The 13075-nt window shown below is 55.3% G+C and carries 7 protein-coding genes and 1 tRNA gene; 4 read left to right on the top strand and 4 right to left on the bottom strand.

Annotated features, from left to right (window positions below):
* Window positions 1–3: 3 nt before the first annotated feature.
* Both recF and gyrB read left to right on the top strand, forming a co-directional pair.
* The gene (gene recF, locus RBB44_RS00595) at window positions 4–1161 is read left to right on the top strand and encodes a DNA replication/repair protein RecF (protein ID WP_306147989.1); all 1158 of its coding nucleotides are present in this window, start codon (window positions 4–6) and stop codon (window positions 1159–1161) included.
* Window positions 1162–1283: 122 nt separating this feature from the next.
* The gene (gyrB, locus tag RBB44_RS00590; RefSeq protein ID WP_209172063.1) at window positions 1284–3737 is read left to right on the top strand and encodes a DNA topoisomerase (ATP-hydrolyzing) subunit B; all 2454 of its coding nucleotides are present in this window, start codon (window positions 1284–1286) and stop codon (window positions 3735–3737) included.
* A gap of 69 nt (window positions 3738–3806) precedes the next feature.
* On the opposite strand, the gene RBB44_RS00585 is transcribed toward gyrB, so the two are convergent.
* Entirely contained in the window at window positions 3807–5879 is a 2073-nt protein-coding gene (locus RBB44_RS00585) for an EAL domain-containing protein (protein ID WP_306147988.1), read from the bottom strand.
* Window positions 5880–6204: 325 nt separating this feature from the next.
* On the opposite strand from RBB44_RS00585, the gene RBB44_RS00580 reads away from it, so the two are divergent.
* A complete protein-coding gene (locus RBB44_RS00580; RefSeq protein ID WP_306147987.1) occupies window positions 6205–6621 on the top strand; it encodes a septal ring lytic transglycosylase RlpA family protein in 417 nt (138 codons plus the stop codon).
* 360 nt (window positions 6622–6981) lie between these two features.
* Here RBB44_RS00580 and RBB44_RS00575 read toward each other — a convergent pair whose 3' ends face one another.
* The gene (locus RBB44_RS00575; RefSeq protein ID WP_306147986.1) at window positions 6982–8535 is read right to left on the bottom strand and encodes a cryptochrome/photolyase family protein; all 1554 of its coding nucleotides are present in this window, start codon (window positions 8533–8535) and stop codon (window positions 6982–6984) included.
* Window positions 8536–8752: 217 nt separating this feature from the next.
* On the opposite strand from RBB44_RS00575, the gene RBB44_RS00570 reads away from it, so the two are divergent.
* Window positions 8753–8829: transfer RNA gene (locus RBB44_RS00570), tRNA-Arg, on the top strand.
* 121 nt (window positions 8830–8950) lie between these two features.
* Here RBB44_RS00570 and RBB44_RS00565 read toward each other — a convergent pair.
* The gene (locus RBB44_RS00565; protein WP_306147985.1) at window positions 8951–10177 is read right to left on the bottom strand and encodes a glycosyltransferase family 2 protein; all 1227 of its coding nucleotides are present in this window, start codon (window positions 10175–10177) and stop codon (window positions 8951–8953) included.
* Between the two features lie 129 nt (window positions 10178–10306).
* Entirely contained in the window at window positions 10307–13009 is a 2703-nt protein-coding gene (locus RBB44_RS00560; RefSeq protein ID WP_306156082.1) for a glycoside hydrolase family 9 protein, read from the bottom strand.
* Window positions 13010–13075: the final 66 nt, after the last annotated feature.

Genomic DNA, 13075 nt, shown 5'->3' with positions numbered 1-13075 from the left:
GTCATGACTGCACCCCGGTCGGCACGGCTGACCCGTCTAACCCTGACCGGCTTCCGTAACTATGCCACCATGGGCATCGGCTTGTCGGCAGGCATGGTGGCCTTTGTCGGCGCAAATGGCGCCGGCAAAACAAATATCCTGGAAGCGATCTCCTTTCTGACGGCGGGGCGCGGACTGCGCCGGGCGGCTTTGACGGATATTGCCCGCGTTGGCGGCGATGGGACATGGAGTGTCTCTGCCAAGATCCACCTTGATGATATGGAGACAAGTCTTGGGACCGGAGCCACTGCAGGTGTTCCCGGGCGCAAGGTGCGGATCGATGGTGAGGATATGCGCTCCTCGGAGAGCCTGCTCGACTATATGCGGGTGCTTTGGCTGGTTCCGTCAATGGATGGGCTGTTTACAGGCCCCGGATCCGACAGGCGCCGGTTTCTCGACCGCCTGACCCTTGCAATCGACCCGGCGCATGGGCGCCGTGTCAGCGATTTTGAAAACGCCCTCCGGCAGCGCAACAAGCTGCTGGACCAGGGTGGGTCGGATGCTTACCTCAGCGCCCTCGAACTTCAAGTCGCAAGCCTCGGGACAGCCGTCTCATTTGCCCGTCAGGAAACCGTCGGCCTGCTGAAGCAGATGATTGACGGCCAGCCCGCTGAAAACTCGACCTTTCCGCAAGCAATACTCTCGCTCGAAGGCACGTTTGAAGCCGAGACGATCGGTATGAGCGCTTCAGATCAGGAAGATCATTACCGACGGCTTCTGGAACAAGGGCGGCGTAGGGATCGCGCGGCAGGACGCACTTTGACCGGACCGCATTTGAGCGATCTGAAAGTCCGTCATGCCGCCAAGGACATGCCTGCAGCTCAGTCCTCTACCGGAGAACAAAAAGCACTCTTGATTGGGCTCGTTCTGGCGCACGCTGAACTCACGGCAAAAGTCTCCGGAATGACACCGGTTTTGCTGCTTGATGAGGTCGCCGCCCATCTTGACCCGGACCGCCGGGCAGCACTTTTTGAACGCCTGGATGCCCTCGGCGGTCAGGTGTTTATGACCGGCACCGATGCCTCCCTCTTCGATGCTTTGCCGGTTCATTCGGAAGTGTTTGAAGTCGGCAACAACGAAGCCCGACTGATCCGGGCTTCCGGAGCCCATAAATCCGCCTGAATCTTATGGTTTTCCACTATATTCCCGCCCTGAACGGGCCTGCAGCGAGCGTGCAGTTGAACGCCTGTTGGAACACCGTATAACGTGGCCAAGAAACAAAAACCGATTGGTGAATGATTCGCATGAGCGATATGTCTACGCCCGAGCCCGGCGCCACTCCCGAAGCAGAAAATGGTGCCGAATATGGCGCCGACTCCATCAAGGTTCTGAAGGGTTTGGACGCGGTCCGCAAACGCCCCGGCATGTATATCGGCGACACCGACGACGGGTCGGGCCTGCACCACATGGTCTATGAGGTTGTCGACAACGCGATTGACGAAGCCCTGGCAGGACATGCCGACCACGTCACCGTGACGTTGAACCCCGATGGGTCGGTGACGGTTTCCGACAACGGCCGCGGCATTCCGACCGATCTTCACCCTGAAGAGGGGGTTTCGGCGGCCGAGGTCATCATGACCCAGCTGCACGCCGGCGGTAAGTTCGACCAGAACTCCTACAAGGTCTCTGGCGGCTTGCACGGCGTAGGTGTCTCCGTGGTGAATGCGCTGTCCACGAAACTGGATCTGCGCATCTGGCGGAACGACCAAGAACACTTCATGACGTTTGCCCATGGCGATGCTGTGGGCCCGCTCGAAGTTGTCGGACCAGCTAATGGAAAGAAAGGCACGGAAGTCACCTTCCTGCCATCCCCAGAGACTTTTACTAAAACTGAATTTGACTTCGGGACTTTGGAGCACCGCCTTCGGGAGCTCGCTTTTTTGAACTCCGGCGCCCGCATTATCCTGACCGACAAGCGCGGCGTGGAAGATGTGGTTGAAGAACTTTACTACGAGGGCGGCCTTGAAGCGTTTGTCCGCTATCTCGACAGGGCCAAACATCCGCTCATTGAAACACCGATCGCGGTGCGGGCGGAAAAGGACGGCATCACCGTCGAGGCGGCCATGTGGTGGAACGACAGCTACCACGAGCAGGTTCTGTGCTTTACCAACAATATCCCGCAACGGGATGGCGGGACGCACTTGGCCGGCTTCCGCGGCGCGTTGACCCGCCAAGTCACCGGCTACGCTGAATCGACAGGGCTGATGAAAAAGGAAAAGGTCTCGCTGTCAGGTGACGACTGCCGTGAGGGCCTGACCTGCGTCCTTTCGGTCAAGGTTCCGGATCCGAAGTTCTCATCGCAGACCAAGGACAAGCTGGTTTCATCCGAAGTTCGGCCGGTGGTTGAAAACCTGATCTCCCAGACCTTGAGCGAATGGCTGGAAGAAAATCCGGCACCAGCGAAGACCATTGTCTCCAAAGTTGTTGAGGCAGCGTCTGCCCGGGAAGCTGCGCGAAAAGCCCGTGAACTCACACGGCGCAAGGGCGCGCTGGATGTTGCATCTTTGCCGGGAAAACTTGCCGATTGCCAAGAACGCGATGCTTCCAAGGCCGAACTCTTCCTGGTGGAGGGTGATTCCGCGGGCGGCTCGGCGAAACAGGGCCGGCACCGGGAAAATCAGGCGGTTTTGCCGTTGCGGGGTAAGATCTTGAACGTTGAGCGGGCGCGCTTTGACAAGATGCTCTCTTCCAACGAGATCGGAACGCTGATCACTGCCCTTGGCACCGGGATCGGCAAGGAAGAATTCAATATCGAGAAGCTGCGCTACCACAAGATCATCATCATGACCGATGCTGATGTGGACGGCGCGCACATCCGAACCCTGCTTTTGACCTTCTTCTTCCGTCAAATGCCCGAGCTGATCGAGAACGGCTATGTCTATATCGCCCAGCCTCCGCTCTATAAGGTCAAACGTGGTCAGTCGGAGCAATACCTGAAAGATCAGGAAGCGCTTGAGAACTATCTCATCGCGCAAGGGTCGGACGACACCTCGTTGAAGCTTGCAAACGGCGAAGTCCGTACTGGCCAGGATTTGCGGCAGGTCGTTGAGACCGCGCGAGCGATCTCTGACATCTTTGACGGCCTTCACTCACGCTACAACCGGGATGTGGTCGAGCAAGCCGCCATTGCGGGTGCCCTCAACACCGAAATCCTGGAAGACCAAGGCAAGGCTGATGAAGCTGCTGCCTATATCGCCCGGCGGATGGATATTCTTGCCGATGAGTTTGAGCGTGGCTGGGCCGGAGAAGCCCGCGACGACGGCAGTCTGGTATTCACCCGCACCGTCCGGGGCGTTCAGGAAGTTGCAACGATCGATGCAGCATTGCTCGGCTCGGCGGACGCCCGGCGCCTTGCCGCCCATGCCGACCACCTCAATGAGGTGTATGGCAAGGCTGCCGTCTTGCAGCGCAAGGATGTTCCAACAGAGATCCGCGGCCCCCGCGCGCTGCTGCAGCATATTTTTGCCTTCGGACAAAAAGGCATTTCTCTACAGCGGTACAAGGGGCTGGGAGAAATGAACCCTGACCAGCTTTGGGAAACTACACTGGACCCGAACGTACGCTCGCTCCTGCAGGTCAAGGTACGTGAGGCCGACGATGCCGACGACATCTTCACCAAGCTGATGGGCGATGAGGTTGATCCCCGCCGGGAGTTCATTCAGGACAACGCCTTGGCGGTTGCCAACCTGGACATCTGATCGATTATTACGGATATCAAAAAAGCGGCCAAGGCCGCTTTTTTTAGCACTTACTATCACCGGCACACTTTAAGCGGCTTCGGGCCACGGTTCAGGACGGCCAAAGTAAAAACCCTGAGCCGCTTCGATATCCAACATTCGAAGAAAATCCGCTTCGGCTTTGGTCTCGACATGCTTTGCAATCGTCTTCAGCCCCAGCTCCCGGGCGGCGCCCACCAGCGCCTTTAGCAGGCCCGCTTTTGCCGGATCGTCAAGCGCCTCTTGCGCGACCCCTGCGGCCAGTTTGACCCAGTCGACCCGCAATCCGGTCAACCGGGACAGCACCGGCCAATGGCCGGCAAAATCATCAATCGCTGTCTGACATCCCAGATCGGATACAAACTTGATGAAGTAGGAGATGTCCGCCGGTTCGCGCAGAAAGTCTTTTTCCGAAATCTCGAGGCACAAGCGGGAGGCGAGCAACGGGTTGACTGAAAGCCGTTGATACAGGCTGTCCCGGAAGCCTGCATCCCTTGCAGATTCAGCCGACACATTCATCGTCAACGTGGTGCGATTTGCGGAGCGCTCAGCAGCGTCCAAGACCTTGTCCAGGGTCCAACTGTCGACTTGTGCGATAAAGCCGGACCGTTCCGCGGCGCTGATCCAGGCCTTTGATGACAAACCCTGCGACCGATCTCCCTGAAGACGCAACAAAATTTCAGCGCCGCACTTCTTGTTCCGACTCAAGCAGATAATTGGCATGGAATAGAGTGCCAGTTCGCTGGCCTGAAAACTGCCTGGCTCCGGCAAAACGCCGACGCCTTGCCCAACCGAAGGCCAGTCTTGCGGCCGCACCGTGTGAACCTGGACCGAATGACCTCCGAAACGCTTGCCGCGCAGACACGCCCGGTCCGCCAATCCAAGAAGCGCGGCACCATCACAACCTTCAACCGCAAACCAATCTGCTGCATACGCTACGCCGACCGATCCACCGATTGTGAAAACCCGATCAGACACCTCCAGGCGGATCCTTGCAAAAGCGTCCAGTATTTCCCCGGCAACGGCCATCGCGGCCTCTTTATTCACCGCAGGGAGCATGCCGGCAAATTCGTCTCCACCAATTCGGGCAGCCGTGCCGAACTCGCCCAGGGTCAGAGCCAGACTTGACGCAACCCTTTGCAGCATGTCGTCACCGGCATCATGGCCGCCGAGATCGTTCACCTTCTTGAATTCGTCCAGATCGATGTAAAACACAGCCAGCCCGCTGCTTTCATCTCGCGACAGTCGTTGCAGCTCGGTATCCAGCGCCCTGGTAAACGCCCGCCGGTTTGCCAGACTTGTAAGCGGATCCTGATAAGCCAGACGCCGGTTTTCAGCGATTTCATGGGGGCAATCCACATTCCTGCGAATGATTGCCATCATGCCGGCATCATCACCGCCAACATCGGCTGGCAGAGGAACCAGCCTGATTTCGCACATCTTTCTGTCCGCATCGGTACCCGGCATGGGCCCGTTTTGCGGTATGTAGAGTGTCTGAACGACGCCAACCGAACACTCGCTCAGCTGAGCGGCAAGGTCTTCTGCGTTATAGCTGCCACCAATCGTCTCCAGTATCCGCGCAGCACGCACCTCAGCTGGATCCACGGCATCAAAGATCAGCACCTCGTCTGGGAAATGCTTCAGTGCAACGCCATTGGGGAGAGAACCCTGCGCCTCCAAACGCGCCAATGAAGCCTTCACAGCTTTCAGATTGTCCGGCTTTTCACGCTCATCCGCGATGTCCTGCTCGAATTGAATGAGCACTGCCGGTTGGTTGTTTGCGAAAGAGACGAAAGATGTGCAGAGAATCTTGCGGCAAAGTACGGTTCCGCAGCGAAATTCCAGTGTGCCGTTGGACTGGATCGGCACTCCACTCAAAGAGGTGGACAGCGCGACTTGAACCCGGTCCCATCCATCAGTTGTCATCATGTCAGTTAAAAACTGATAAGGACCTGGATCTGCGGCGGTCTCGCAAAGGTCCAGCAACTGGCTATTTTGCAGAATAATTCGGCCATCCAAGCCGACATAAGCAGCAGGGACCGGCATCACTTCCAGTAGATCAGCGTAAAGCGTCGTCTCGTCGAGCTTCTCTGAGGCCGTGACCTCCATGTTCGAAGCACGCATTAATCCTTGTCTGATCTGCACCAGATCATCCCTCTCAAACAAACAACTGAGGACGCGGAAACTGAAATACTAAGGCGTCAGATTCGATAGCCTTACCTAGCATAAGTATCCGGGGGATTTTCTCGCACTTTCGTTACCCACAGGACTTCGTATTAATATAGTTAATTTGATTTTACTATTTTGATATATATTTTTATTAAAATTTTACTCAATTGAGTGCCGATTTAGTATTTGCCACAGTTTCATCATGCCTTAGCGTTAGGAGAGCCGCTCATGTCGAAACGCGGCGGCACAGATCCGCCTGTTGATAGTACGGGATCAGTTCATGCCAAAACCAACCTCGCTCAAAGTGCGGAATTCCGTTTTTGCAACGCTTGTCCTCAGCAGTATCGCTTGGGCTGCTCCGACAAAGGCAGAGGAAGCGTTTGTTCAATGCGGCAAGGCCTCTTGGTACAATCTGCGGGGCACAACAGCCAGCGGAGAGCAGGCGGACCCAAACAAGCTGGCGGCTGCGCATCCAAGCCTGCCTTTCGGAACACTGGCAACGGTTACCAATCTGAAAAATGGCAAGTCGGTTGTGGTTCGCATCAACGACCGCGGTCCTTTCGTGAAACGCCGCATCATCGACGTGACGCAGGCGGCCGCTCAAAAACTCGGTTTTGTACAACAGGGGATTGCAAAGGTGAAAGTGACGAGCACTACACCTTTAGCTGGAAAAAATACTCCGGATAACTGCCAATAAAAACTGTGAAATGACGCGTGCAGGCCAATCTAATGACACTTCATTCACGTTTTCGGCGAGCTTCAAGGCTTTCATATAACTATATTTTTTTGACTTCGAGATACCACCCATAACGATCAAGAATGAATAACGATCAGTCGCATCTCGGTAAATCAAAAAATAAAATATTTTACGGTAATGACATGACCCCGGTATGCCGCTAGAGTTGCGCCCGTGGTCGATGGGGCCACGTGCACAGTAACTTTTTTCGCGCAGTCTTTAATGGCTGCGCGTTTTTTTTGTTAACGGTAGATGGTCGAGAAATCGTCCGTGCGATCAGCGAGAATTTTTACTTAATATTTACCATGTAATTTTTCCTTATTACACCAGTTCGCCAGCATCAAGCTTTTCCAGGAAAGCCTTCGCACTGTCCAAGTATTCCTGCTTCGTCTCATCCGACATCCGCCGCCAGGTCGCATAAGGCTGGCCAAGCCGCGGGTTGGTTCCCAGCTCGTCGGCATGCCGATCAAGGAAGTCCCAGTAAAGCGCGTTAAACGGACACGCCCCTTCCCCGGTCTTTTTTCTCACGCTGTAATCGCAATTCTCGCAATAATCGGACATCTTGTTTATGTAATTGCCGCTGGAAATATACGGCTTTGAGGCGAGCAATCCGCCGTCTGCAAACTGGCTCATGCCGAGCGTGTTTGGCAGTTCGACCCACTCATACGCATCTGCGTAAACGGCCAGATACCATTCGTGGACCTCGACTGGATCAACACCTGCCAGAAGCGCGAAATTACCAGTCACCATCAACCTTTGAATATGATGGGCATATGCCTCTTCCAGTGTCTGTCCTACGGCTTCTTCAATACATTTCATGGAGGTTTTTCCTGTCCAATAAAATGCTGGTAGTCGGCGTTTTCCCTTCAACGCGTTTTCGCGCGCGTAGCCGGGCATTTTCAACCAGTAGATCCCGCGGACATACTCACGCCAGCCAAGGATCTGACGAATGAAACCTTCAGCTGCGTTCAAAGGACATTTGTCTGCGTAATATGCCTCTTCAACCTTCTCACAAACAGTTCTCGGGCTGAGCAAACCGGCATTCAGGTAGGCCGAGATGACCGCGTGATACAGAAACTTTTCACCTCTTAACATGGCGTCCTGGTAGGTTCCGAAGTTCTCAAGTGCCACCTTCAGAAAATGATCAAACGCCTCTTCGGCCTGTGCGCGAGTGACCGCAAACCAGAACGGTTCCAGTTGGCCGATGTGGTCCTCAAACCGGTTTTCGACGAGATCTAAAACCTCTTGGGTTATTGCATCCGGCTTGAACTGAAGAGGCGCCGGCATAAAGAAATCTTGCTTGGCGGGCTTTCTGTTTTCCGCATCATAATTCCACTTGCCTCCAACGGGTTTGTCCCCGTCCATCAGCAGCCCGGTTGACTTGCGCATCTCGCGGTAGAAGTTTTCCATGCGCAGCTGCTTGCGGCCCTCGGCCCAGCCGCGAAAGGTACTGGCATCGCAGAAAAACCGGCTATCTGACTTAATCTCAACCGGCAGACCCAGAACGTCTTGCCATTGTTTCATGTTCTCAAGAACGCGCCATTCCCCAGGCTCTGTGACCACGACACGTTCCGGCGCAAGCCGCCTGACCGCCCGTCTCACCTCTCCTTCAAAGGACCCGGTATTGTCCGTGTCATCCAACTGTACGTAATCGACAGTCCAACCGGCGTCCCGCAGCTCCTGCGCGAAGTGACGCATGGCGGAAAACAGAAAAACAATCTTCTTCTTGTGATGCGGCACATAGGTGGCCTCTGCCATAACTTCAGCAATAAGAATTGCATCAACTTCTGGATCCGCCTGGCGTAAACTTGAGATATCGGCAAAGAGCTGATCCCCGAGGATCAAGATAAGGTTGCGGCATGTCTTGGCGCTCATGTGATCTCACGTCGCTCGTTGATGGTTCCTAACCATACGCAGCAAACGCTCGAGCCTATCACCTTGGGCAGGTTTTTCTGCGCAAGGGGACGCGTGCAGCTTTGGGATTGGAGCACGGAGTGAAGCTGTTGCTTTTTATCAAAAAGCCGTTGCCTCTTTTCGCGGTCTCTTGTATCAGGACCTTCTATCCGCCGCGCGGTAAACGCGCGCCTGACAAGCACCCGTAGCTCAGCTGGATAGAGCGCTGCCCTCCGAAGGCAGAGGCCAGAGGTTCGAATCCTCTCGGGTGCGCCATCTTTTCGGTTTTACTACTCTCTTACATGCGGTTTCCGGTCGTCAACTTTTTGACGATCGTCGGTCATCTAATGCGCTGAGGACGTCGAACGTATTCCTTCCGCTGTTCAGAGACATAACCCTAGTTCTCGGAGCTGTCAGCGTCCCTTTCCGTGCGGGCCCAACCAGCCCTTTTTGGTCTGAACACAGCCGCTGGAAACTTGGCAATGCGCACAACAACATGCGCCACAAGTCCCAAGAGATTTCTTGCGGAGATGACATCCCGGCCATACACCCACCAAGCTGCCAGTGTCGCAATCAAAAACGCCAACAGTGTCACAAAAGCCATTCCGAGGGGGATCAAGTGCAGCTTCAAAAGGGCCGACAGGATCAAAGCGCTTACAACCGCAACACCTTGCAGGAGGATGAGGATCGTCAAGGGAGGCACGAGAACACTCGCGGCCAACGCGGCCGCAGACCACCTGCCCTGAGCAAGGTGTTTCGGTAAACGCGACAGTGCCACCCCCATGAGCGAGAGATGACCGCGTACCCACCTGGACCGCTGGGTGGTGGCGCCCTCGACCGAGTATGGCAGAGGGCTCAGGATGATCGCTTCATCACAGAAAATCGGAGGGGCGCCTTGGGATGCGAGATCCATCCCCAGTTTCATATCTTCCACCAGATGCCCATGCGCCAGATCAGCCTTTGCAAGAACGTCCCATGGAAACGCCATGCCGCTGCCGGTCAGGAGCGAGGGACCGCCCAAATTGCAGACACCGAGCAGACGGACCCAATTTTTGAGACGGAAGGTGAAGACCGAGACTTTCTGCGCATTCGTGTCTTCAGACTGAGTCATCAGATACCGCGCCTGGACAGGACGCCCCAAGTGGCCCGCCACCCGCCGGATCCTGTCCAACGCCGAGGCTTCGGGTACGCAGTCGGCATCCAAAATCACCACGCAGCCGGGCGGGTTTTGCTCGAGTTGGCGAACACCAAAATCAAGAGCGAATCCCTTCCCGCGGTGATCCGGATCATTTCGCTCGATCACTTCGGCCCCGTTCCGGCGCGCAACCGACGCGGTGTTGTCGGTGCAGTTGTCGGCAACAACCAGGATCCGATCAAATGGAAAAAGCCCCTTTTGGCTTGCTTTCAAGGTTTCCGTTAACCCCGCTTCCTCATTGTGCGCCGGTATGAGAACAACCATCGGGGGGCGCTCTTCTGAACACTGAATTTGCCGCTTTGGCAAAAAAACGGCTGCAAGAACTTCAATGCAATAGACAACTGTCATGACAAGGGTGATCGACACCCAAACCAAAAGCCCGGTGTAGGTCACAGCTCCCAACAGAGTTATTGTATCGGTTGCCGGCATTCGGCAGGCTCCTGCAAAATTAGCGGATGAAAAGACATAAACTCCAGCAACTGGAAGTCACCGCAAAGCATCTGCACTGTCATAAGCGCTGGCAGTCATCCTGTCTTGCCTTTGATGGAGCTAATTTGCCTAATCCGCATCGACTTGCCCATCGAGATAGAGTGCCAGTGCAGCGACCGGACCGATCGTCTGATGTACGGTGTATTCCTGCTGTATGATCACATCTGGAAACTCTATTAGGTTTTCAAAATACGGAATTGCAAACCGTGATGGTTCAACCTTGGTGTTTTGGGACTGAGATGTCAGTCCAACCTCAGCAAGCGGAGACCACGACGGTCCGAAGATCCATCCATAGGCAAAAGCATTTGCCGGAGCCCAGCCGTAGATGATGATCCCCGACGGGGCTTGAACGCCCATCGCACGATGGTCTTCATGAAGTGGATGCAGTATTTGCCGTGCCCCCACTCCGGTCATAAGGCTCATCCCGGTTTGGTTTGCACCTAGCAGACCATTCAGGGTTTCCAGCACAAGCCCAGTTATGGCGTTGTCACCTGTCAACATGTGCGTTCGCATAGCCAACTGCGCTATTCCAGAATCTGGCGGACCGCCCTGTCCCCATCCCGCAGGAGCGTAAGGGTGTTTCATGCTGGGATAGGTGTTCGTTTCCTGGGCCTCCAGCAGAAGCGCAGTTTCTGATTTGAAGAGATTTTCCAGCGTCTTGCGTATGCCTTGGTCCGTTTCCGAGCTGTTGATGTAGTCCCAGGCGGCATCGCTCTTTTCCAGATACAAATCCCAGTGTTCCCTCAGCCGTTCTTCTGCGGCTGTTCGAAATCTCAGCTCTCCAGTTGTGCGATAGAGAGAACTGGCAGCAACAACGCGGAGCGTTTCAGCTTCCTCCTTCAACTTTATACGTATTTCGGACCAGCCGTCAGAGTCTGAGTAGCCTCCGGCAACCAAACCTGCGACCGCATCCGCATAAAAAGCATCCAGGTCGGAGAACCCAGCCTCGGCAGCGTCCCAGGCCCGGGAAGCACTGTCTTTATAGACATCGGCAAGATCCGGTTGGCCGTAGGCTTCCAAATGCCGTGCAAGGCTTCCAGCGATTGCCGCATATGTGTAGGTGCTGCTGATGTCAGGTGCATATGTGAAAACAGGAAGGGTTTCCAGAAAACTGGCAGTGCCCAGCATTGGATGTCCAGCGCTTTCAATTCCGCCCCGGACTGTTCCATCAGGACCTTGCAGTCTGCGGAAAAAGTCGATCGTCCATATGGCTTCATGAAGGAGGTCCGGTAGGTCATCGGTGCCGGCATAAAGCTCTGGATCCAAGTACTCTGAGGATTTCGGAATGCCATAGGATGTCCTCAGGCGGTCCGCGGGCAGATAGTCGAGAAGATCAAGAAACAGGCGGGACACGCGAAGATGCACAATATGACGATCCCAATCACCGGCATCCATATAGCCTCCCCAATAGTCGGCCCCAGCCGATTTTCCATTGCGCCATGTGCTGTTGGCCGCATCCTCAAACGGCACAAGCCCCAACGTGCCGTGGCTGGAGAACGACAGAGGCAAGGTGCTTTCGGCGATTTCCACATTCAGACCTGGAACGAAAGCAGCCGGCCGCTTAAAACCAAACCGCCCATCCAGCGCGATCCCGCTGCGATGATTGTAAAGCCCTCCAAGTGCTGATCTGCCAATGTCTTTCCAGTGGTCTGAAGACACCTGAAACACATCGGACACGCCGAGCCCATCCACACGAATCCGGTAGCTCCCGTTCTGCTTTGGCACCCAGTCGCTGTAATCCAATTCAAAAACGTAAGTGCCCGCCCGGTTGGCCGAATAAGCGCGACGTGCAGTGGCACCTGGAGCCACTGTGGGTGGCAGCGCAGACCGACTGTCGAAAATTTCGATCGTTTCCAAAGAAACCGCCCCGACTGTGGCGAATACCGCGGCAGCATCTTCGGCGCCGGATAGTCTCTGAAGCACGATACGCTCGCCAGTTTGAAATTCATGGCCTGGCACAGTGATTGACGAAGTCCCGGATGTCTCGATCCCGGTTACGGGTACCGCCCGCTCTCCGAGTGCTGCGTAATCAATTAGCGGCGACCCCGGTCCATTCCATGGCTCTTTCGCGTCCGGCAACGACTTGAGTTGCATATCGTCGAAATACACCATGGAGCCCTCATCATCCAGAATTGAAAACCGGGCGAGACCGTAACTGCGGAAATCAATCGCGCCGGCACCTGGGCCTCCTGGAACCCACAATGCGAGATACGCTTTTTTTGAGTGATCTTCCGGGGCGTGTCCGACTTGTGTGGACCGGATGCCTAGTGCACGTGTTATTGACGGGTCATAGGTGAACGTGGTCTCGGGAAACAGGTCACCAGGCCAGCTAAGGGTGTGTGTCCCGAGCTCCAAAGGATGGCTCAATTTCAGAAACACCTGGTGTTTCATCGCCGCTGCCGTCTGGCTGCGACCGGATGATGACCGATAGAAGCCGGAATCGTAGGGCAGCGATTTCCTGTAGACAGACGTGATGGCGGGCTGGCCGTTTAATCGGTATCCGTCGGCCTTATCGATAACCGCTCGCTCGAGCAACTCAGCCGGTGGCGTGTCGGCCAACCTGAGATGGCGCCGCTCGGGACCAATCACCATCCCCCAAGTGTCGCCATGCGGAATCCATGCCCCCACCGGTTGGGGGAGCGAACCTTCAAGCTCAATTATTGCACCGCGTTTGAAGTTGGGATCTTTGATCTCAACACTGATCATATCGGGCGTTGCAATCGTGACTTCCGCGATACGTAGATCTTTCGCAAAACCAGATCCTGTTGCCATAAGAAGCCAGACAATTCCCAGCCATAGCCTCAGACGAAAAACCGGGAGCACATCATCCATTAACAG

Source organism: Roseibium sp. MMSF_3247 (assembly GCF_030733765.1).
Lineage (GTDB): Bacteria > Pseudomonadota > Alphaproteobacteria > Rhizobiales > Stappiaceae > Roseibium.
This window is presented reverse-complemented; position numbering and strand designations above follow the sequence as displayed.